Origin of the sequence: Rhodothalassium salexigens DSM 2132 (assembly GCF_004341375.1) — a bacterium.
Classification (GTDB): Bacteria; Pseudomonadota; Alphaproteobacteria; order Sphingomonadales; family Rhodothalassiaceae; genus Rhodothalassium; species Rhodothalassium salexigens.
Window position 1 is genome coordinate 151,501 of record NZ_SLXO01000005.1, and the last position, 21,952, is coordinate 173,452.

The window sequence follows — 21,952 nt, forward strand, 5'->3', positions numbered from 1 at the left end:
CGTCGTCCTTTCCGCGTGAGGCCAAGCATGTCGAATAAGTCGTCGTCGCTTCCCCCGGTTCTGGTCACAGGCGGGGCGGGATATATCGGCAGCCATGTGGTGCTGTCGCTGCTGGATCGCGGTCGCGATGTGATCGTGATCGACAATCTGGACAGCGGCCATCGCGACGCGGTGCCTGCGCCGGCGCACCTGGAAGTGGCCGACATCGCCGACCAGGAGCGCATTGCCAAACTGGTGACCGAGCACCGGGTCCGCGAAGTGATCCACCTGGCCGGCAGCGTCCGGGTCGAAGAATCGGTCGCCGACCCGCTCAAATATTATCTGAACAACACCGCCAAATCGCGCAGCTTCATCGCCGCGTGCGTGGCCGGCGGCGTGCGGCGGTTCATCTTTTCGTCGACCGCGGCGACCTATGGCATCCCTGCGCACATCCCGGTCGACGAGCGCGCGGCGGTCCAGCCGATCAACCCCTATGGCTGGTCGAAGCTGATGACCGAACAGATGCTGCGGGATACCGCCCAGGCGGTGCCGGCGTTCGACGTGGCGATCCTGCGCTATTTCAACGTCGCCGGCGCCGAGGGCCAGGGCCGCGCCGGCCAGCGCACGCGCAACGCCACCCACCTGATCCACGTGGTCAGCCAAGTGGCGACCGGCAAGCGCGACCATCTGGAAATTTTCGGCACCGACTATGACACCCCCGACGGCACCTGCGTGCGCGACTTCATCCATGTGATGGATCTGGCCGATATCCATGCGATGATGCTGGACACCCTCAGCGACGACGCGCAGCGCGCCCGGGTTTTCAATTGCGGCTACGGCAACGGCTATTCGGTACGCGATGTGGTGCGCGCGGCCGAGCGCGTCACCGACCGGCGCATTCCGGTCAAGACCGGCCAGCGACGCCCGGGCGACCCGCCGGCGTTGATCGCCTGTTCCAGCCAACTGCGCCGGGCGACCGGCTGGTCGCCGCGCCTGGCCGATCTGGACACGATCATCGCTTCGTCGATCGCCTGGGAAGAACGCTTCGCGGATTAGCGGCGCGCCGACACCGTTGCATGCACTGGAAGCCGTGTGTGGTTCCGCCCGACAATGGCACCCCTTGGTCCGCCATTATCCCGGCCGAAGCGATTGACAGCGATTCGACAAACGAGGAGGCTATCCTCCGTCGATAGAACCCTGTGGATAGGGGCCTACAGCGCCCGATCCCTTTTGGACGTGTCGCCGCCGCTCTCGCCATGCCCTTGACCCCGGTGCTCATCACCATCGATACGGAGTTGTCGAACAGCCTGCACAAGCAGGGTCTGACAGCCCGGGCCAACCTGGATAGTTCAATCCATGGCCGCTGCCGCGCCGGCGCCTTCGGGATCGGCTGGCAGATGGACCAACTCGACCGCTACGGGCTGACCGGCGTCTTCTTCGTCGACCCCATGCCGGCGTTGGTTCACGGTCGCTTTGTGGTCGAGGAAATCGTCGAGACCATCGTCGCGCGCGGCCATGAGGTCCAACTCCATATTCACACGGAATGGCTCGCCGCGGCGACGACGTCACCCGTTGGCGACCGCCGGGGGACGAACATCGGCGATTTCCACGTCAACGACCAGACGGCACTGATCGATGCGGCCCGACGCCTGCTGGTCGACGCCGGAGCGCCTGTGCCGACGGCCTTTCGCGCCGGCAATTACGGGGCAGACGACAACACGCTGCGGGCACTCCACAGCCTGGGCATCGTGTATGATTCCAGCTTTAACGCCGCCTATGCGACCAGCACCAGCCGGATCGGCCTTGATCCGGCGCATGTGGGGCCGGTGCGCCGCCATGGCGTCATCGAACTGCCCGTATCGGATCTGTTCGACCGACCCGGGCACGTGCGGCCGGCGCAGGTTTGCGCGCTATCAATGTGGGAAATGGACGCCGCATTGAACCGCGCCAAATCCAGCGAAGCCCCGTTTGTGATCGTGACCCACAGTTTCGAAATGCTCTCCCGCGACCGCGAACGTCCGAACCATTCGCTCATGCGCCGGTTCAAGGCGCTGTGCCGGCGCATTGCCCACGATCCCGGGCTCACATCAGCCGGCTTTGACGATCTGGTGCCAGATCGGGTTCTCGCCACACAGGGCAGCGCCCGGCGGCTCCCAGCCAACCCCTTGAGAACCGGCGCACGGCTTGCCAAACAAGCTGTCGACACGGTCGTCTACGAACGGAGTTTGGGCCGGGTGCGTTAGCGTCGCCCTCCCGCGCGGCTGCCGCGACGCCGCTTCCACTGGTCAATCAAGGGCGCAACATGGATGATTCACGGGTTGTCACGCACCGGGAACCGCTGTGGCTCGGCCCGGTGCCGCTGGCGCGCTGGCCGCTGAAACTCGTGGTCGACACGGTCGTCGTCGACCCCGCGCGTCGCGTGCACAAGCCGCCGCCCACGAACACCAGCCTGCCCGCCTCGGCCCACGGCGTATTGCGCCGGTCCGAACCCCTGCCGGCCGACGGCGATGCTCCCGCAGACGCGGATACCGGCGGTCTCGTGCGCTACGAATTATCCCGTTACGATCGCCAATTCGCCACCCTCACCGGCACCATGGAAACATATCTCGAACGATTTTCACCGAAAACCCGTTCGACCCTAAGACGTAAGATGCGCAAATTCGCCAAAGCGTCAGGAGGCACGATCGACAAGCGCGCCTTCACCAAACCAGAGCAGGTCGAGACATTCTGGCACCAAGCCCGCACGATTTCTCAACACACCTACCAGGAACGCCTGTACGACGCCGGCCTACCAAGCGACAGGCGGTTCATTGATGAGGCGAAATCCTTGGCTGCGAAAGACAGGGTGCGAGCTTGGATATTATTCCTTGATAATAAGCCGATAAGCTACCTCTATTGCTCAGCGACGGGCGATAAGCTCAATTATGACTTCCTCGGATTTTTACCTGAATACCATAAACTTTCTCCAGGAACCGTCCTTCAGATGCTGGCCTTCGAGGACCTGTTTGAAGAGCAGCGGTTCAGATTGTTCGATTTCTCCGAGGGAGAGGGGGCGCACAAACGCCTGTTCAGCACGGACAGCATGGCGTGCGCGAACGTCCTCTATCTACGGCGAACGATGACCACATCGCTGTTCCTGTTTGCGCATCGCACCGTTCGGGTGCTGTCCGATCGCGCCGACCAGGTGGCGACGCGCTTAGGCGTCAAGACGGCGCTCAAGCGACTGGTTCGAAAGCAGAACGCGTGAGCCCCCTCGTCAGGGCGGTCGGGCGCGCGCTGTTCGGCGACTACGAGTTGTACGCCATCTATGCCATCGACACCGCACCGGGCCGCAGACCGGTCGGCGACGCGCCCGGCCAGGCAATGTTCGTCCCGTTGAACGGGCCCGAGCAACTGCCCGCCGAACTCTCCGAGGTGGCCGCCTATGCAGGGCCGGAGGCGGCCCTGTTCGGTCTTCGGGTCGGTAAGAATTACGTGGCCGCATGCGCGTTCCAATGGGGCCGGCGATACGCCCGCGAACGCGGTTTCATCCCTCTGGCGGATGGCGAGGCGAAGCTGGTTCAGATCACCACCGCTCCGGCCGCCCGCGGCCAAGGCGCGGCCAGAACCTTGATCGCCGCTGCATCCTCAGCCATGGCCAAACGCGGCTTCGTTCGACTCTATGCCCGTGTCTGGCGTGGCCACCAAGCCTCCCAAAAGGCTTTTGTCGCCGCCGGCTGGGAGCAGTGCGCATGGGTGGTCGGCCTTCGCGTTCTCAACATCGCCCCGCGCCTGCGCCTGACATTCGGACGCCTGCGGCCCTGACGGCACCCGCGCAGCCTCCTCATCTCGCCGGACAAACCCGAGCGTCCGCAGCGGCTTCAACCGTCAACGGGCGCATCGAATAGCCGCGCGTCGATAACTCGCCGCAAGGTATCGGGCCGGACGGCGAACACGGCGTCGGGTGCCCCGGCCGCCACCCAGATCGTGTCATGGGCCAACAGGCGCCGATCCATCCAGGTGTCGATCGGGGCCAAATGACCGATCGGCGCCACCCCGCCGATGGCGAAACCGGTTTCGCTGCGCACCCGCTTGGCGTCCGCGCGCGCCAGCGGTTCGCCGAACAATGTCTCAGTCTGGTCGAGCGCCACCTGGTGGGCGCCGCTGACCAGCAGCAGCTTCAAGGCCCCTGAAACCCGGCCCTCGAAGATCATCGATTTGGCGATCTGCGCTACAAGACAGCCACAGGCGGCCGCTGCTTCCCCGGCGGTACGCGTAGACCCCGGCATCCGCACGATCGCGATCTCAAGACCGGCCCGCTCGGCCGCCTGCTCCACCCGCTTGACGCTTTTCGACATTGTCCTCTCCCCCTTCGATTCGTGCCGGCGGCGCGCGCCGAGAGAGTGCGGACCGATGCGCCCACCGGTCAAGCCGTCGGCGCGCCTGACGGGGCGACGGCGAAACAGGCCCGATTTTTGGCCCGGGCAGGCGGCAGCTCGGATAGAGGCAACGGTAGACTTTTCGCCCCCGATACAGCCTGTCGCCTTCCCCGTTACCAAGCCATGGCAGCAGAGAGGATCAAGGGGCCATCGATCCCCCCTCGCAACGACACGATTCGCTCTCCGGTCGTCCATTACGCCCCGGTGCGGCGCGTTCGTGGGTTGGCGGGTGGTGTTTTGTACGCCGGCATAAGTCTTGTGCAGTCGCAGCAAAACGGCCTGCCCGCGTGCAGCGAGACGCACCTCCCGGGGCCGCACGCGGGTGGAAACTGGACAGCGCCGGTCGCTATACCTACCCTGACTTGAGCTTTCGCAAGTGCGAAGACGCAAAAATGCAGATAGAACGATTTCCACTCGTCACCGTTTGCGAGGCCGCGAAGATCCTGACCGGCGCCGCCGATCCCGTATCGGCCATGCCCTCGGTGCTGAGGATGCTGTCCTCGTTCATGGGGCTGGAGATGGGCGCGCTGGCCTTGCTCGACGACACCGGCAAGGACAAGGGAACGGTCAACCCGTTTGTGATCGTCGCCTCGACGCGCGGGCCGCTGGGGCAGGCCGACGCGACGGCGGTGTTGCCCGTCGACGTGGCACGCAAGGTGTTCCGCACCGGGGTGGCGATCGTATCCCATGATGCGGCGTCCGACCTTGGGCCTGAGACCGTGCCCCAGGCCGCCGGCCACGACCGCTATGCCTTCATCGCCGTGCCGATCCGCGAGCAGGTGCACTCGCCCTATGTGATCGGCGTGCTCGGCGCCTGGCGCGGCCTCGCCGAGGGCGAGCGCGGCCGGCTCGACGAAGACCAGCGGGTCATGACCATGATCGCCGCGATCCTCGAACAATCGATCAAGTTTCGTCGCCTGGTCGCCCGCGATCGCGAACGGCTGATGGAAGAGGCCAGCATGGCGCTGCGCAAGGCCAACGAAAAGAGTGCCGAGACCGCCGCGGCGTCGGCGCCGCCGATCGACGGCATCATCGGCGACAGCCCGGCGATCAAGGCGGTGACCGCCCAGATCCACAAGGTGGCGCCGACCGTGACGCCGGTGCTGCTGCGCGGCGAAAGCGGCACCGGCAAGGAGTTGTTCGCGCGCGCGCTGCACGATTTATCGGACCGTCGCGACCAGCCGTTCGTCAAGGTGAACTGCGCCGCGCTCAGCCAGAGCCTGCTGGAATCGGAACTGTTCGGCCATGAAAAAGGCTCGTTCACCGGCGCGGTGGCGCAGAAGAAGGGCCGCTTCGAACTGGCCGACAAGGGCACGCTGTTCCTCGATGAAATCGGCGAGATCGGGCCCGAATTTCAGGCCAAGCTGCTGCGCATCCTGCAGGAGGGCGAATATGAACGGGTCGGCGGCACGCGCACGCTCAAGGTTGACGTGCGGCTGGTCACCGCCACCAACAAGGACCTGGAAGCCGCCGTCGCGCGGGGCGATTTCCGTGCTGATCTGTATTTCCGTATCTGTGTGGTCCCCATCGTCCTGCCCCCCTTGCGCGAGCGACTGGAGGATGTGCCGGTGCTGGCGCGGACGTTCCTCGACCGGTTCAACCGGCAGAACGGCATGGACAAGACGATCACGCCCGATGCCCTGGCGCAACTGGCGCGCTGTCAGTTTCCCGGCAATGTGCGCGAGCTTGAAAACTGCATCAGCCGGGTGGCCGCGCTGTCCGCGGGCAAGGTGATCGACGCCAAGGAACTCGCCTGCAATCAGGGGATCTGCCTGTCGGCCGAACTGTGGCGGATGCAGACCGGCGACAACTCGCCAATCGGCGGACTGGCCGCGATCCCGACGCCGCTGCCGGTGGTCGACAGCGCCGCCGGCCAGCGCCCACCCTTGAGCCAGCCCAATGGCCGAGGCAGCGGCGACGCGCCGGCCCCCTTCCCCCAGCCCGCATCGCCGGCGGCCTACGCCCCGGTGCCCCCTGCCCCGGTTGCGCCGCAAGACGACCGCGCGCGGCTGGTCGACGCCATGGAGCGCGCCGGCTGGGTCCAGGCCAAGGCGGCACGGCTGCTCGGCATCACGCCGCGCCAGATCGGCTATGCGCTCAAGAAACACGGCATCGAGGTGCGCAAGTTCTAAGCCATGGCCACCGGCCCCGCCCGACCACCTTGGCACCGCCCGCGACGCCCAGCCTTCACCAGCGCCACCAGACAATGGCGAGCGCTGCCACGCCATCGGGTCGCCGTCACCCCGCGGTGCGAGCACCCAGCGCCTGAAACCGGCCCAGACCATCGCGGCCTGCGCCCATGACCGCCCCGCCCCCTTCGACCGCGTCCCGACGCCAAGTGTCGCCTTTCCGACGTCCTGTCGCGGCCCCGACAGCCACCGGCATCGCGCGCGCCAGGGCGCCGCACCGCCTTGGGCGCGTCAAAGCCCCGCCGCGCCGGCCCTTGGCTCGGCCCCGGCACTCGCGCCATGGCCGCGTCTCCCGGTTGGCATGCTTGCTGCTCTCTCCGCTTCGACAGCCACCGGCGAAGGAGACAGCCCATGTCCGCTCCCTTGATCCCGATTTCCGGCCTGACGGTTGCCAACCGGCAGAAGATGAGCGCGACCCTGGGCCAAGCGGGGTGTTCCAAGTCCGCCTGCGGATCGTCGGCCGGGCCGGCGGACATGGACCCGGTCGTCTGGGCCAAGGTCAAGGACCATCCCTGCTATTCCGAAGAGGCGCATCTCTATTTCGCCCGCATGCACGTGGCGGTGGCGCCGGCGTGCAACATCCAGTGCCATTACTGCAACCGGAAGTTCGATTGCGCCAATGAAAGCCGCCCCGGCGTGGTCTCGGAGCGGCTGACGCCGGAGCAGGCGGCGCACAAGGTGCTGGCGGTGGCCGCACAGGTGCCGCAATTGTCGGTGCTGGGGGTCGCCGGGCCGGGCGACGCGGCGTGCGACTGGCGTCGCACCAAGGCCACCTTCGAAGCGGTTGCCGAGCGGTTGCCCGACATCAAACTGTGCCTGTCGTCGAACGGCCTGGCGCTGCCCGACCATATCGACGAGATCGTGGCGATGAACGTCGACCATGTGACGGTCACCATCAACACCATCGACCCCGAAATCGGCGCGGAGATCATCGGCTGGATCGTCCACAACCGCAAGCGCTACACCGGCGTCGAGGCGGCGACGATCCTGCGCGACCGGCAATTGCAAAGCCTGGATATGCTGCGCGACCGCGGCGTGCTGGTGAAGGTCAATTCGGTGCTGATCCCGGGCATCAACGACGCCCATCTGATCGAGGTCAACCGGGCGGTCAAGGCGCGCGGTGCGTTCCTGCACAACATCATGCCGCTGATTTCGGACCCCGCCCACGGCACCCATTTCGGCCTGACCGGGCAGCGCGGGCCGACGCCTGCGGAACTCAAGCAGGTGCAGGACGCCTGCGACGGCGGCGCCCGGTTGATGCGCCATTGCCGGCAGTGCCGGGCCGACGCGGTGGGCCTGTTGGGCGAAGACCGGGGCGGCGAGTTCAGCCTCGACAGCCTGCCGGATGAGGTCGAGGACGCGCCGGAAGCGCGCGCCGCCTATCGCGCCTGGGTGGCCGGGGAACGGGCCGACCGGGCCGCCGCCGCCGAGCGCGCCGACCGCGCCGCCGCCGGGGTCGCGGACAGGGTGCTGTTTGCCGTCTGCACCCGCGGGTCGGGGCGCATCAACCAGCATTTCGGCAAGGCGACCGAGTTCCAGATCTATGAGGCCGACGGCGATGGCATCCGCTTCGTCGGCCACCGCCGGGCCGACAATTACTGCCTCGGCGGCATCGGCGACGAAGAGCGCATGGCGCACATCGTACAAGTGCTCGACGGCGTGGCCTATGTGCTGTGCCAGAAGATCGGCGAGCGGCCGCGCCAGACGCTCGCCCGCGCCGGCATCGAGGCGATCGACGATCTGGGCAGCGACTATATCGAAACCGCCATCGCCGCGGTCGTGCAAGCGCGCACCGCCCAAACCGCGCAACGCGCCTGACCCAACTCCCCCCCCCATGACCGAAGCGAGACCCCGCCCCATGACCAGCCTTAGAACCACGGACGATCACGACATCGAGCTTTACCGCCCGCCGGTCTTCCAGCCCGGCGAAAAGGTCCTGTCGCGCAAATATATCCGCAATGACGGCACGGTGCCGGGCAGCGATATCGGCGCCATCGTGGTGGCCAAGGGCGAGGTCGGCTATGTGCGCGACGTGGGCACCTTTTTGAACCGGTTCTATGTCTATGCGGTGGAATTCATCGACCGCCGGGCGGTCGTCGGCATGCGCCGCGACGAACTGGTCAGCCTCGACCAGGAGACCGGGACATGAAGATCACCGTGCGCGACACGCCCAAGGGCATGGAGGTCTATGTGGCCAAGAAGGACCTGGAAGAGCTGATCGTGGCGTCGGAAAAGCCCGGCGTCTGGGGCGGCTGGGCGCGGCTGTCCAATGGCTGGACCTTCGCCATGCCCGACCTTGACGCCCCGAAACTGCCGATCACGGTGGACGCGCGCCGCCTGTCGGTGGAGTGACGCCGATGACCGCCCATCAACGCCTGGCGCAGCTTCTCGACCAGGTCGCCGCGGGCGCGCGGGTGCCCTATCTGGGGGCTGGCGTCGCGGCCGCCTTGGCTAGCGGCCAACCGGCCTCGCCGGCGGCCCTTTGCGCCGCGATCGAGGCCCGGGTGACTGCGCCCAAACGCGCCCGGGGCAATCTGTGGGCGGTGGCGCAGTTCGTCGAAAGTCGGCGCTTTCGCAAGACATTGGATGGCCTCGTTCAAGAGGCGTTCGCCGCCGCGCCGCCGCCGGGGCCGCTGCACCGCTGGCTGGCGCGGGTCCGGCCGCCGCTGATCGTCGATGCCTGGTACGACAGCGCCCTGCTGGACGCCGCCGCCGAGATGGGTGAGGGTGGCGACCGGTGGGGCTGGGTCCAGGGCGTCAGCCGCAACGGCGCCTGGGAGCCGATTTGGACGCGGGCCTATGACGCCCGGGGCGCGCTGGTCGGCGACGCGCCCGACCCCGCCTGGCAGACGCTGATCTACAAGCCCCACGGTCTGGTCCGGCCGGGTCATTCGTTCCTGATCTCGGACAGCGACTATGTGGAGGTGTTGACCGAAATCGACATCCAGTCGCCGATCCCCGCCGAGGTGCAGGCGCGCCGCACCGGGCGGCCGTTTCTGTTCCTCGGCTGCCGGTTCGACGATCAGTTGCTGCGCCTGTTCGCGCGCCAGATCGCCAAACGCTCAGGCCCCGGCCACGCGGCGGTGATCGAGGCACCGCTGACCCGGATGGAGGCGCGGTTTCTGGACGAACTCGACATCGAGCGCCTGGACCTGCCGCTGTCCGCGGTCACCGACGCCCTCGCCACGCCCGCCTGACCGCCCGCCCCGGAACGCCGGAGTTCGGGTGCCACAATCCGGGCGCCGGCATCCGCCGGCGCCGGCATCGAACGCCCACCCCCGCCCCGCCGCCGTTCTTGCGTCGCGACCGCTCGTACCGGCGCTTGGCCCTGCTGTGGGCACGACCGTGGGCCGCGCCCCGCCCGGGGGCCCAGGCTGTTGAGCGCGGTGCGGCCGCTCACGATCCGCCAATTGTCGGATCATTGTCGGGTTCGTCACAGCCGGCACAGACCAGCCGAAATCGCAAAACCTGTTGGCTGAAAAGCACTTTTCGCCCAGCGCCCGCTTGGCACGCTTGCTGCTGAAGAACCGGCGAGAGTGGGCGCGACGCCTTCTCGCGACACCGGACACGAGACAATTGCAAAGGACAATCCCATGAGCGCGCTGAGACAGATCGCCTTCTACGGCAAGGGGGGCATCGGCAAGTCGACCACCTCGCAGAACACCCTGGCCGCCCTGGTCGAGATGGACCAGCGGATTCTGATCGTCGGCTGCGACCCCAAGGCCGATTCCACCCGCCTGATCCTCAACACCAAGATGCAGGACACGGTGCTGCACCTGGCCGCCGAAATGGGCTCGGTCGAGGACCTGGAACTCGAAGACGTGCTCAAGGTCGGCTACAAGGGCATCAAGTGCACCGAGTCCGGCGGCCCTGAACCCGGGGTCGGCTGTGCCGGGCGCGGCGTGATCACCGCGATCAATTTCCTGGAAGAAAACGGCGCCTATGACGATGTCGACTACGTCTCCTACGACGTGCTCGGCGACGTGGTCTGCGGCGGCTTTGCCATGCCGATCCGCGAGAACAAGGCGCAGGAAATCTACATCGTCATGTCGGGCGAGATGATGGCGCTTTATGCCGCCAACAACATCTCCAAGGGCATCTTGAAGTATGCCAATTCCGGCGGCGTGCGCTTGGGCGGGCTGATCTGCAACGAGCGCAAGACCGATCGCGAGCTGGAACTGGCCGAGGCGCTGGCCGAGCGGCTGGGCACCAAGCTGATCCACTTCGTGCCGCGCGACAACATCGTCCAACACGCCGAACTGCGCCGCCAGACGGTGCTGGAATACGATCCGCAAAGCCAGCAGGCCGAGGAGTATCGCCAGCTCGCCCGCAAGATCCACGACAATTCCGGCAAGGGCGTGGTGCCCACCCCGGTGTCGATGGACGAGCTTGAACAGATGCTCTTGGACTTCGGCCTGATGCAGTCGGAAGAAGACCGCCTGGCCGCGATCGCCAAGGCCGAAGCGCAGACGGCCTGAGGCCGCCGGCACGCTTCGGCCGCCCCGTCAAACCGCCCCGTTTCAGCCAAGGACCGCCAAGATGGCAACGAAAACACTGGACGACCGGCCGGACCACGAGGCTCTCATCGAAGAGGTGCTCGCGGCCTATCCGAAAAAGGCGCAGAAGAAGCGCGCCAAGCACCTGTCGACCGCCCAACCGGCGCAAGACGGCGACACCGAGATCCTGTCCAAGTGCGACACGGTCAAATCCAACATCAAGTCGGTGCCCGGCGTGATGACCATCCGCGGCTGCGCCTATGCCGGATCGAAGGGCGTGGTCTGGGGGCCGGTCAAGGACATGGTGCATATCAGCCACGGCCCGGTGGGCTGCGGCCATTATTCCTGGTCCCAGCGGCGCAACTATTACACCGGCACCACCGGCGTCGACAGCTTCGTGACCTTCCAGTTCACCACCGATTTCCAGGAAAAGGACATCGTCTTCGGCGGCGACAAGAAGCTTGAGAAGACCATCGACGAGATCGAGACGCTGTTCCCGCTCAACAAGGGCGTGACCGTGCAGTCGGAATGCCCGATCGGCTTGATCGGCGACGATATCGACGCGGTGGCGCGCAAGAAGAAGAAGGACCTGAACAAGACCATCGTGCCGGTGCGCTGCGAAGGCTTTCGCGGCGTCTCGCAATCGCTCGGCCACCACATCGCCAACGACGCGATCCGCGACTGGGTGATGGGCGGCGAAGGTTCGGACTACGAACCCGGGCTTTATGACATCAACATCATCGGCGATTACAATATCGGCGGCGACGCCTGGTCGTCGCGCATCCTGCTCGAAGAAATCGGCCTCAATGTGGTCAGTTGCTGGTCGGGCGATGCGACCCTGGCCGAAATGGAGAACGCGCCCAAGGCACGGCTTAACCTCATCCACTGCTACCGGTCGATGAACTATATCTGTCGCCACATGGAAGAGACCCAGGGCGTGCCGTGGATGGAGTACAACTTCTTCGGTCCGAGCCAGATCGCAGCGTCCCTGCGCGCCATCGCCGCGCGCTTCGACCAGAGCATCCAGGATCGCGCCGAAGCGGTGATCGCCAAGTATCAGCCCTTGGTCGACGCGGTGCTGGAAAAGTATCGCCCACGCCTCGAAGGCAAGTCGGTGTTGCTCTATGTGGGCGGGCTGCGGCCGCGCCACGTGGTCACCGCCTATCACGATCTGGGTATGGAAATCGCCGGCACCGGCTATGAATTCGCCCATGGCGACGACTACAAGCGCACCGGCGAATACATCAAGACCGGCACGCTGATCTATGACGACGTGACCGGATACGAGCTCGAAAAGTTCATCGAGACGATCCGCCCCGATCTGGTCGGCTCGGGCATCAAGGAAAAGTATTCGACCCAGAAGATGGGCATTCCGTTTCGCCAGATGCACAGCTGGGACTATTCGGGCCCGTATCACGGCTATGACGGCTTCGCTATCTTCGCGCGCGACATGGACATGGCGATCAACAACCCGGTCTGGGGTCTGTTCGACGCGCCGTGGCGTCAAGCGGCCTGACCGCCAGGGCGGGGGACGCCCCCGCTCCTTCTCACCCCGACGGCCGGCGCCCGGATTGCCGCAGGCCTTGAAGAGGATCAAACCAATGCCGCAATCGGTAGACCAGGTGCTCGATCACAACAAACTGTTCCACGAGCCCGAATATCAGCAGATGCTCAAGACCAAGCGCGAGCGGTACGAAGACGCCCCGTCCGCGCCCCAGGTGACGGAAATCCTCGACTGGACCAAGTCCTGGGACTATCGCGAGAAAAACCTGGCCCGCGAGGCGCTGGTGATCAATCCGGCCAAGGCCTGCCAGCCCTTGGGCGCGGTGTTTGCCGCCGCCGGGTTCGAAGACACCATGAGCTTCGTGCACGGCTCGCAGGGCTGCGTGGCCTATTACCGCTCGCACCTGTCGCGCCATTTCAAGGAGCCCTGTTCGGCGGTGTCGTCGTCGATGACCGAAGATGCGGCGGTGTTCGGCGGCCTGGTCAACATGGTCGACGGGCTGGCCAACACCCATGCGCTCTACGAGCCCAAGATGATCGCGGTGTCGACCACCTGCATGGCCGAGGTGATCGGCGACGACCTCAACTCGTTCATCCTTCAGGCCAAGGCCAAGGAAAGCGTGCCCGAGGACTTCCCCGTCCCCTACGCCCACACGCCGGCGTTCGTCGGCAGCCATGTGGACGGCTACGACAATATGATGAAGGGCGTGTTGAGCTATTTTTGGGACGACGCCGAGCGCACGCCCAACGCCTCGATCAACATCATCCCCGGTTTCGACGGCTATGCGGTGGGCAACAACCGCGAATTGCGCCGGATGCTGGGCGAGATGGGGGTCGAGTACACGCTGTTGTCGGACGTCTCGGAGGTCTTCGACACGCCGTCCGATGGCACCTTCCGCATGTATGCGGGCGGCACCGGGCTCGATGCGGTCAAGGCGGCGCTCAACGCCCGGGCGACGCTGTCCATGCAGGAGTACAACACCAAGCGCACCCTGGACTATTGCGCAAAACAGGGCCAGGAGACCGCCGCCTTCCACTATCCCATGGGTGTCGCGGGCACCGACGCGTTGCTGATGAAGGTCAGCGAGGTGTCGGGCCGGCCGATCCCCGACAGCCTGACCCTGGAGCGCGGCCGCCTGGTCGACGCCATGGCCGACAGCCAGGCCTATCTGCACGGCAAGACCTATGCGATCTATGGCGACCCGGACTTCGTCTATGCCATGGCCCGGTTCGTGATGGAGACCGGCGGCGAGCCCAGCCACTGCCTGGCCACCAATGGCGGCAAGGAATGGCAGGCGCAGATGGAGGCGCTGTTGGCGTCGTCGCCGTTCGGCAAGAACGCCCAGGTCTGGGCCGGGCGCGACCTGTGGCACCTGCGCTCGATCCTGGCCACCGAGCCCACCGACCTGCTGATCGGCAACAGCTATGGCAAGTATCTTGAACGCGATCTGGGGATCCCGCTGATCCGGCTGACCTTCCCGATCTTCGACCGGCACCATCACCACCGCTTCCCCACCTGGGGCTATCAGGGCGGCTTGCAGGTGCTGGTCAAGATCCTGGACACCGTGTTCGACAAGCTCGACACCGACACCGGCAGCCTGGGCGAGACCGATATCTCGTTCGACCTGACCCGATAGACCGCCTTCGGGCGCACGCACGCGCAACGACAGGCAACGGCGCGGCAGGGGCTTTCCCGCCGCGCCGTTTGCCGTTCTGGCGGGCTCGGCGCGGGCCTGGGGGCGGCGCGGGCAGCGGGCGCTGCGAAATTGTCGCGGACCCGACACGGGTCCGACAAATCGCTGCGCCAAACCGCCCAATCGGGCCACCGCCAAGCGGCGAACCGCGCCCATGCCGGGCCGTCGCGCACTTGGCACGCTCGCTGCTTCTTCCCTTATCGAACCGCGGGAGGCAGCGCGCATGTCCGGCACCTTGAAACGCACCGTCCAGGACGCCTTCGACGAGCCGGCGTGTGCCACCAACCGCGCCAAATCGGCGACCGCGCGCAAGGCCGGTTGCGCCAAGCCGCTGACGCCCGGGGCGGCGGCGGGCGGCTGCGCCTTCGACGGTGCGATGATCACCCTGCAACCGATCGTCGACGTGGCGCACCTGGTCCACGCGCCGCTCGCCTGTGGCGGCAATTCCTGGGACAATCGCGGCTCGGCCTCGTCGGGCTCGATGCTCTACAAGACCGGCTTCACCACCGATCTGACCGAACTCGACATCGTCATGGGCCGGGGCGAGCGCAAGCTCTACCGCGCCATCGGCGAGATCGTCGAGGCGCACGCGCCGCCGGCGGTGTTCGTCTACGCCACCTGCGTGACCGCCATGACCGGCGACGACATCGTCGCGGTCTGCAAGGCGGCCGCCCAAGCCTTTGCCACCCCGGTGATCCCGGTCGAGGTGCCGGGCTTTGCGGGCTCCAAGAATCTCGGCTGCAAGCTCGCCGGCGAGATGATGTTCCGCCATGTGATCGGCACCCGCGAGCCCGCGCACACCACCGATACCGACATCAACATCATCGGCGACTATAATCTGTCGGGCGAATTGTGGCAGGTGAAGCCGCTGCTCGACCGGCTCGGCATCCGCATCCTGGGCTCGCTGTCGGCCGACGCGCGCTATCGCCAGGTGGCGCAGATGCACCGGGCGCGGGTGACCATGCTGGTCTGTTCGCACGCGCTCCAGGGGCTCGCCCGCAAGCTCGAAGAGACCTACGACATACCGTATTTCGAGGGCTCGTTCTACGGCATCTCGGACACCTCGGCGGCGCTGCGGAGCTTGTGCGCGCTGCTGGTCAAGCGCGGCGCGTCCGCCGATCTGCTCGACCGGTGCGAGGCCCTGATCGCCGAGGAAGAAGCCAAGGTGCGCGCCGCCCTGGAGCCCTATCGCGCCCGCGTCACCGGCAAGCGTGTGCTGCTCTACACCGGCGGGCACAAGACCTGGTCGATCGTCTCGGCGCTCCAGGAACTGGGCGTCGAGGTGGTCGGCACCTCGGTGCGCAAGGCGACCGACAATGACAAGGCGCGCGTGATCCAGGTGATGGGCACCGAGGCGCACATGTACGAGAACATGGCGCCGCGCGACATGTACGCGACGCTCAAGGCGTCGGGCGCCGATATCCTGATGTCGGGGGCGCGCAGCCAGTTCGTGGCACTCAAGGCGCGGACCGCCTGGATCGACGTGAACCAGGAAAAGCACGAGCCCTATGCCGGCTATATGGGCATGGTCGATCTGGTCCGCGCCATCGACCGGTCGGTGAACAACCCCATGTGGGCGCAACTGCACCGCCCGGCGCCTTGGGAGACGACGCGCCCCGCCGCCCCCGGTCTGGGCGCCGCAGAGGGGGCCGACGGGCCCGGCGCGCCCCAGGCCAACGACTGCGCGTCGGGGCAAGATCGTCTCGCGCCCGGTGAGCCCGCCGACACCGCCAACCCCGCCGATCCCGCCGATCCCGCAAGCGATTTCGAGGATTGCTGACATGGCCCGCCTGATCCGCCCGCGCCGCGCGCTGTCGACCAACCCGTTGAAATCCAGCGCGCCGCTTGGTGCTGCGATGGCCTATCTGGGCATCGAGGGCGCGGTGCCGCTGCTCCACGGTGCGCAGGGCTGCACCGCCTTCGCGATGGTCCACATGGTGCGCCACTTCCGCGAGGCGATCCCGCTTCAGACCACCGCCATGAACGAGGTCTCGACGATCCTCGGCGGCGCCGACCAGATCGAGGAGGCGATCGCCAACCTCAAAAAGAAAGCGGCGCCCAAATTCATCGGCATCGCGTCCACCGCGCTCACCGAGACCAGCGGCGACGACATCGCCGGCGACCTGCAAGACATCCGCGCGCGCCGCCCGGATTTCGACGATGTGCGCCTGGTCTACGCCTCGACCCCGGATTTCGAGGGCGCGCTGGAGGACGGATGGGCCAAGGCGGTGACCGCGATCGTCGACGCCCTGGTGCCCCAGGCCGAGCCGTGCCGCCGCGAGGTCGAGCAACACCAGGTCAACATCCTGCCCGCCGCCTACCTGACCCCGGCCGAGGTGGAGGAGATCGCGCGCCTGGTCCGCGCCTTCGGCTTGACGCCGATTATGCTGCCCGACCTGTCGACCTCGCTCGACGGGCACCTGGCCGAGGACTGGTCGGGCCGGTCGCTCGGCGGCACGCCGCTCGACATCATCCCGACCATGGCGCGGTCCAAAGCCACCTTCGCGATCGGCGAAAGCATGGCCGAGGCGGCGACGCTGTTGGGCGACCGCGGCCACATGCCGGTGCGGGTGTTCCCCGCACTCACCGGGCTGACCGCGGTCGACGCTTTCGTGTCGGCACTGATGGGGCTGGCCGGCGTCACCGACGCCCCGGCGGCCATCAAGCGCGAGCGCGCGCGGTTGCAGGACGCCATGCTCGACGCGCATTTCCACACCGGCGGGCTGCGCTACGCCATCGCCGCCGAGCCCGACCTGGCCTATGCGCTGTCGACCGCCTTGGAGAGCATGGGCGCCGAGGCGGTGTGTTGCGTGACCACCTCGGCGGCCAATCCGATCATCGACCTGATCCCCGCCGACGAAGCGACGGTGGGCGATCTGGGCGACCTGGAAGCCGGCGCCCGGGCCGGCGGTGCCACGCTGCTGATCGCCCACGCCCATGGTCGCCATGTGGCCGCGGCGCTCGGCCTGCCGCTGCTCCGCGCCGGCTTCCCGATCAACGACCGGCTCGGCGCCCAGGACGCCTGCCGGGTCGGCTATCGCGGCACCCGCGCGTTCCTGTTCGAGGTCGCCAACGCGGTGCTCGCCCAATCCCACCAGCCGCGGCCCGAGGCATTCGGCGCCGCCCCCATCAGCCCGGAGTTCGAGCATGACGGCCCGCAGATTGTGCCTCATTGAGCCGGAGGAGACCATGACCAGCGAAACGCCTCTCAAGATCGCCATCGCCACCAACGACCGCGAGACCCTCGACGCGCATTTCGGCTCGGCGCGGACGTTCGCCGTCTATGAGGTGACGCCGACGGCGAGCCGGATGGTCGAGGTGCTGGCCTTCGACGACGCCACCGATCAGGACGGACAGCACGACCCGGTGGACGACCGCATCACGCCCAAGGTCGACGCGCTGGCCGGCTGCGCCTTGCTGTTCGTGCTGGCGATCGGCGGGCCGGCGGCGGCCAAGGTGGTGCGCGCCGGCATCCACCCGATCAAGCGCAAGGCGCCCGAACCGATCGCCGACCTGATCGCCCAGACCCAGGCGATGCTCGCCGGCACGCCGCCGCCGTTTCTGCGCAAGGCGCTCGGACGCCGCCCGAGCGATTTCGACGCCGATGCCGGCGGCATCGACTATGCCGGGGAGGGCGCCCAATGACCGCCGAGATCGTGTCTCTGCCACGCGGCGGCGACATGCCCGCCAGCGCGTTCCTCGCCCAACTGATCGCGGTGATCCGGGCCGAGGACGGCTATGGCTCCTGGGACGACAAGCCCGACACCGATTTGCTGGCCGATTTCATCGTCACCCGGCAGGAGCGCCGGGACATGCCGATCATCGGCGACCCCGACCCCGACCTGTTGTGGCGGGTGGAGAAATTCTACGATGCCGTGGGCCTGGCGGTCGAGCGCCACAGCGGCGTCATGGCCGCCCAGATGTCGAAGATCCACCATGAGGGCTTCGGCCGCATCGTGTTGATCGCCGGGCGGCTGGTGGTGTTGTCGAAGCATGTGCGCGACCTGAACCGGTTCGGCTTCGAGAGCTATGCCAAGCTCGCCGAAGCGGGCGAAGCGGCGGTGCAGGACGCGGTGAAAACCATCGCCCGCTTTCCCGAGGCCGCGCAAGCCTGACCCGGTCAGCGACGGCGCTGGGGCGGTTGGGGCGCGCTTGGGCCGCCTGGGCGCGGTTCAGCCGCCGCGCGGCGTCTGGATGGCCGGCGTTGGCAGGGCGACGTCTGGACCGGCACCGTTTGGGCCGGCGGCAGCGGCTTGCTGCGCCCCGTCAGCGCCCGGCCCTGCGTCGGCTCCTTCGTCGGCTCCTGGGCCCGGTCTGAATGCCGGTCCATGGCGGTGCCCAAATACCCGCACCGTGGCGGCGATCTGAGGGTCGAGGCGGTTGCGCATTGCCTCGGTCGCCCAGATCTCGCCCTGGTCGGTGATGATCAGCACCGCTTCCACCGCCATCGCCGCCGCCACCCGGGCCCAATCGCCGGCGTCGGCGACGCTGAGCGCGGTGGCGGCGGCGTCGGCGCGCGCGCCGTCGGTGTCGAGCACCGACACCGAAACGATATGGCGGACCGGCGTGCCGGTGCGCGGGTCGATGATATGGGCGAACCGCTCGCCGTCATGGTCGAAATAGCGTTCGTAATTGCCCGAGGTGTAGAGCCCCTCGCCGGGGCGCAGCGACACCGCCGCGACCGCCCCCCACATGAACGGGTCGCGGATCGCCACCCGCCACGGCCGGCCCCCGGTTCGGCCGCCCCGGCGCCCCGCATGGCGGCCGAGCACGTGCACATCGCCGCCGGCATTGAGCACCGCGTCCGCGATGCCCATGGCGCGCAACTCGGCCGCCGCCAGGTCCAACGCCGCGCCCTTGGCGAACCCGCCCAGGTCCAACTGCACCGCCGGGTTGGTCGACGTCACCGCCAGGCCCTCAATGCTCAGGTCGGTCATGCGCGGCCGTTCGGCGAGCACCGCAGCGATCCGGTCGGGCGCCGGCGGCGCGCCGGTGGGCGGGGTGTCGGCGTGAAACCCCCACAGCGCGACGAGGCGGCCGATGGCCGGGTCGAACAGCCCGCCGCTGGCGCGCGACAAGTGTTGCCCCCGGTGCAGCACCGCAGCCAGCCGAGGGTCGACCATAATGGTGGTCCGGCCCTCGGCGATCGCGGCGTTGAGCCGGCTCAACGCCCCGCCAGGGCGCCAGGCGTGCCAGTCGTCGTGCACCTCGCGCAGCAGCCGGCCGACGCGGGTCGCCGCGGCGCGCGCGTCGGTCTTCGGCACGCCCCGGATCTCGATCTCCACCAGGGTGCCGAAGACATAGAAGGTGTCGCGGTGGACCGGGATCGGCCCGCCCCACAGCGCCGCGATCGCCAGCCCCACCAGCGCCAGAAGCGCGCCAAGGCCGGCGAGGGTGCGCCGGTGGCGTCCGGCCCGTGTCATGGCGGATCGCCCGCCGGTTGCCGGAACACCGCTTCGACGCGCAGTTCGGCGGCGGCCCGGCCGCGACGCTCGGCCAGCCGCGCCGGCAGCAGGGACGCCGCCAAAACCGGCCCGCAGAGCAGGGCAATGGTCAGGTCCGACAGGCCGAGTGCGGCCGCCAGCCCCGCCGTCAGCGCCAACGCCAAAGGCGGCACCAGATAGGCGAGGCCGGCGGCGCGGAGAAACCGGCCGCCGGCCATGGTGACCACGACGCGGTCGCCGGGCGCGACCGGTTCGGGGCACGCCAGGGCGATTTCAAGCGGCGCGCTGTCGAGCACCGCCGCCCACGCGCCGGCACCGCACCCGGCGCGCGCGGCACACTGCGCACAGCCGGTCAGCCGCTCGGCCCGCAGCCGCACCCGGTCGCCGTCCACCGCCACCACCGCCAGGGTCTGGCGCAGCGCGCGGCGAGGGTCGCCGTCGCTCGGTGCGGGGCAGGGGGCGGGCCGCTCGGACATGGCGCGACGGCCTATTCGGCCGGCACGATGCAGCCGTCTTCCATGCAGGTTTCCAGGCATTGCGGCATGTCGAAATCGGGTTCGCACTCGGTGCAGGTGTCGGCCTTGATCGCGAACAGGCCCTTGTGGGGCACGATCGCGCTGGTCGGACAGACCGGTTCGCAATCGCCGCAGGCGGTGCACAAATTGATGTCGATCTTCATGGCCATGGCGGTCTCCTTTGCTTGCATGGCTGGGGGGGCGGGGTGCCCCTGAGGGCGGCTCAGCCCGGGCGCACGGTGACCACGCCGCCGAGCACCTGGCACTGGCACGCCAGCCGATCATGTCGGCCGGCCAGATTGTCCTTGAGCACCCGGGTTTCGAGCGCCGAGGGCTCGGACAGATGGTCCATGCCGTCGACGATGCGGGTGATGCAGGTGCCGCACTCGCCGGCGCGGCAGCCATAGGTGATCGCCGAGCCGATCTTCTCCGACATCTCGATGATCCGGGTGCCGGCCTTGACGGTCACCGCCAGCCCCACATCGGCGAACACCAGTTGCGCGGTCGCCGGCGTGACCGCCCCAGGAACGGCAGCCCCTGAAGCGGCGACCTCTGAAGCGGCGGGCCCAGGGGCGGCGGACATCGTCTCCGTGCGGCTGTCGGTCGATCCGCACAGGTCGCTGGCTTCTGGCGTCACGTCCGGGATCCTGTGTTCGTGGGGCCTGACCTGACGCGTCGATGTCTCGGGCGACAGGCGCTCGCAAACAACGACGCGATGACCGAACAGCACACACCGTGCCAACTGGCCGCCATCGGTCCACGGCCGGCTCGCGAAAGGCGGGCAATGGCGGTTTTTCGGCCGGGCGAGACGGCGCGCGCGAGGCCGGCGGCCAAGCGGATGGGCATAAAGGCGCGACAGGGCTGTCCGACAAAGTGTCGGGTTCGCAACATCGCCGCGCCGCGGCAGCGCGGCGCACGCCGGCCGCCGCCACTGCAAGAGCGGCGGCTGAGCCGCCCGCCACGCTCCTTAGGGCGAACTTGGCACACTGCCTGCTAGCAGTGGCTTGAGGGCCAACCCGCAGTGTCGGGCGCCCGGCGCGGCGTGGGCGCAAGGGCGCCACGGATTTTGCGTCAGACCGCCCCGACCATGTTGCCCTGGCCCGCGGCAAGGCCCGAGAAAGGAGCCCGAGACATGCCGGAATTCGTCGTCATCCTGCTCGGCACCGCGCTGGTCAACAATGTGGTGTTGGTCAAGTTCCTCGGCCTGTGTCCGTTCATGGGCGTATCGCGAAAGATCGACGCCGCCATCGGCATGGGGCTGGCGACCACCTTCGTGCTGACCCTGGCGGCGGCGGCCAGTTGGCTGATCGAAACCCTGATCCTGGTGCCGCTCGACCTCGGTTTTCTGCGCATTCTGAGCTTTATCCTGGTGATCGCGGCGATCGTGCAGTTCACCGAGATCGTGTTGCGCAAGACGGTGCCCGGGCTCTATCGCGCGCTCGGCATCTATCTGCCGCTGATCACCACCAATTGCGCGGTTTTGGGCGTCGCGCTGCTGAACATCCAACAAGGCCAGGGGTTCGCGCAAAGCCTGCTTTACGGCTTCGGCTCGGCGCTGGGCTTCACCGGCGTGCTGGCGATCTTCGCCGGCATGCGCGAGAAGCTCGCCCAACTCCATGTGCCCGCGGCCTTCGCCGGCGCGCCCATCGCCTTCATCTCCGCCGGTCTGCTGTCCATGGCGTTCATGGGCTTCGCGGGCCTGGTGCCGAACTGA

General features: G+C 67.6%; 22 protein-coding genes. 17 read left to right on the forward strand and 5 right to left on the reverse strand.

The genetic code is table 11. The annotated features are described in order from the left end of the window. Positions 1–27 precede the first annotated feature (27 nt). From galE to EV659_RS08440, 4 genes are all read left to right on the forward strand, one after another. The gene (galE, locus tag EV659_RS08425; protein ID WP_132708431.1) at positions 28–1,035 is read left to right on the forward strand and encodes a UDP-glucose 4-epimerase GalE; all 1,008 of its coding nucleotides are present in this window, start codon (positions 28–30) and stop codon (positions 1,033–1,035) included. A 215-nt stretch (positions 1,036–1,250) separates the two neighbouring features. Further along, a complete protein-coding gene (locus tag EV659_RS08430) occupies positions 1,251–2,222 on the forward strand; it encodes a polysaccharide deacetylase family protein (RefSeq protein ID WP_200287521.1) in 972 nt (323 codons plus the stop codon). Positions 2,223–2,281: 59 nt separating this feature from the next. After that, positions 2,282–3,226, forward strand: a complete 945-nt coding sequence (locus tag EV659_RS08435) for a GNAT family N-acetyltransferase (protein ID WP_132708432.1) — start codon at positions 2,282–2,284, stop codon at positions 3,224–3,226. Continuing rightward, positions 3,223–3,783 (forward strand): GNAT family N-acetyltransferase, encoded by a 561-nt coding sequence (locus EV659_RS08440; protein ID WP_132708433.1) that lies wholly within the window; start codon positions 3,223–3,225, stop codon positions 3,781–3,783. The genes EV659_RS08435 and EV659_RS08440 overlap by 4 nt, the downstream gene beginning before the upstream one ends. 56 nt (positions 3,784–3,839) lie before the next feature. Here the strand turns inward: EV659_RS08440 and EV659_RS08445 are convergent, their stop codons facing one another. Then, positions 3,840–4,316: a YbaK/EbsC family protein gene (locus EV659_RS08445; protein ID WP_132708434.1), complete on the reverse strand. Its 477-nt coding sequence runs from the start codon at positions 4,314–4,316 to the stop codon at positions 3,840–3,842. 473 nt (positions 4,317–4,789) lie between these two features. On the opposite strand from EV659_RS08445, the gene nifA reads away from it, so the two are divergent. The 12 genes from nifA (at position 4,790) to EV659_RS08505 (ending at position 18,394) form a co-directional block, all read left to right on the forward strand. Beyond that, positions 4,790–6,529 (forward strand): nif-specific transcriptional activator NifA, encoded by a 1,740-nt coding sequence (nifA, locus tag EV659_RS08450; RefSeq protein ID WP_132708435.1) that lies wholly within the window; start codon positions 4,790–4,792, stop codon positions 6,527–6,529. A gap of 408 nt (positions 6,530–6,937) precedes the next feature. Then, complete coding sequence (nifB, locus tag EV659_RS08455; RefSeq protein ID WP_132708436.1) at positions 6,938–8,404, forward strand: nitrogenase cofactor biosynthesis protein NifB; 1,467 nt, start codon at positions 6,938–6,940, stop codon at positions 8,402–8,404. Positions 8,405–8,444: 40 nt separating this feature from the next. Then, a complete protein-coding gene (locus EV659_RS08460) occupies positions 8,445–8,735 on the forward strand; it encodes a nitrogen fixation protein NifZ (protein ID WP_132708437.1) in 291 nt (96 codons plus the stop codon). Beyond that, complete coding sequence (gene nifT, locus EV659_RS08465; protein WP_132708438.1) at positions 8,732–8,938, forward strand: putative nitrogen fixation protein NifT; 207 nt, start codon at positions 8,732–8,734, stop codon at positions 8,936–8,938. The genes EV659_RS08460 and nifT overlap by 4 nt, the downstream gene beginning before the upstream one ends. A 5-nt stretch (positions 8,939–8,943) precedes the next feature. Next, complete coding sequence (locus tag EV659_RS08470; protein ID WP_132708439.1) at positions 8,944–9,783, forward strand: SIR2 family NAD-dependent protein deacylase; 840 nt, start codon at positions 8,944–8,946, stop codon at positions 9,781–9,783. Positions 9,784–10,179: 396 nt separating this feature from the next. After that, positions 10,180–11,064 carry a nitrogenase iron protein gene (gene nifH, locus EV659_RS08475; RefSeq protein WP_132708440.1) on the forward strand — a complete coding sequence of 295 codons (885 nt, stop codon included), beginning with the start codon at positions 10,180–10,182 and terminating at the stop codon, positions 11,062–11,064. 61 nt (positions 11,065–11,125) lie between these two features. Next, on the forward strand, positions 11,126–12,598 hold the full coding sequence (gene nifD / locus EV659_RS08480; protein ID WP_132708441.1) for a nitrogenase molybdenum-iron protein alpha chain: 1,473 nt from the start codon (positions 11,126–11,128) through the stop codon (positions 12,596–12,598). Positions 12,599–12,683: 85 nt separating this feature from the next. After that, positions 12,684–14,222: a nitrogenase molybdenum-iron protein subunit beta gene (gene nifK, locus EV659_RS08485; protein WP_132708442.1), complete on the forward strand. Its 1,539-nt coding sequence runs from the start codon at positions 12,684–12,686 to the stop codon at positions 14,220–14,222. A 280-nt stretch (positions 14,223–14,502) separates the two neighbouring features. After that, positions 14,503–16,059 (forward strand): nitrogenase iron-molybdenum cofactor biosynthesis protein NifE, encoded by a 1,557-nt coding sequence (gene nifE, locus EV659_RS08490; RefSeq protein WP_132708443.1) that lies wholly within the window; start codon positions 14,503–14,505, stop codon positions 16,057–16,059. 1 nt (position 16,060) lies between these two features. Then, positions 16,061–17,455 carry a nitrogenase iron-molybdenum cofactor biosynthesis protein NifN gene (gene nifN / locus EV659_RS08495; RefSeq protein ID WP_132708444.1) on the forward strand — a complete coding sequence of 465 codons (1,395 nt, stop codon included), beginning with the start codon at positions 16,061–16,063 and terminating at the stop codon, positions 17,453–17,455. After that, complete coding sequence (gene nifX, locus EV659_RS08500; protein ID WP_132708445.1) at positions 17,427–17,924, forward strand: nitrogen fixation protein NifX; 498 nt, start codon at positions 17,427–17,429, stop codon at positions 17,922–17,924. The genes nifN and nifX overlap by 29 nt, the downstream gene beginning before the upstream one ends. After that, positions 17,921–18,394 carry a NifX-associated nitrogen fixation protein gene (locus EV659_RS08505; protein ID WP_132708446.1) on the forward strand — a complete coding sequence of 158 codons (474 nt, stop codon included), beginning with the start codon at positions 17,921–17,923 and terminating at the stop codon, positions 18,392–18,394. Before nifX ends, EV659_RS08505 begins: the two co-directional genes overlap by 4 nt. Before the next feature lie 57 nt (positions 18,395–18,451). On the opposite strand, the gene EV659_RS08510 is transcribed toward EV659_RS08505, so the two are convergent. The 4 genes from EV659_RS08510 to EV659_RS08525 are packed head-to-tail and all read right to left on the reverse strand — an operon-like array spanning position 18,452 to position 20,734. Beyond that, the gene (locus EV659_RS08510; protein ID WP_200287980.1) at positions 18,452–19,702 is read right to left on the reverse strand and encodes an FAD:protein FMN transferase; all 1,251 of its coding nucleotides are present in this window, start codon (positions 19,700–19,702) and stop codon (positions 18,452–18,454) included. Then, complete coding sequence (locus EV659_RS08515; protein ID WP_165878799.1) at positions 19,699–20,199, reverse strand: SoxR reducing system RseC family protein; 501 nt, start codon at positions 20,197–20,199, stop codon at positions 19,699–19,701. Before EV659_RS08515 ends, EV659_RS08510 begins: the two co-directional genes overlap by 4 nt. Positions 20,200–20,210: 11 nt before the next feature. Next, a complete protein-coding gene (locus tag EV659_RS08520) occupies positions 20,211–20,429 on the reverse strand; it encodes a 4Fe-4S binding protein (RefSeq protein WP_132708448.1) in 219 nt (72 codons plus the stop codon). Between the two features lie 32 nt (positions 20,430–20,461). Then, positions 20,462–20,734: a 2Fe-2S iron-sulfur cluster-binding protein gene (locus EV659_RS08525; RefSeq protein WP_242463653.1), complete on the reverse strand. Its 273-nt coding sequence runs from the start codon at positions 20,732–20,734 to the stop codon at positions 20,462–20,464. A gap of 636 nt (positions 20,735–21,370) precedes the next feature. Here EV659_RS08525 and rsxA point away from each other — a divergent pair. Continuing rightward, on the forward strand, positions 21,371–21,952 hold the full coding sequence (rsxA, locus tag EV659_RS08530) for an electron transport complex subunit RsxA (protein ID WP_132708449.1): 582 nt from the start codon (positions 21,371–21,373) through the stop codon (positions 21,950–21,952).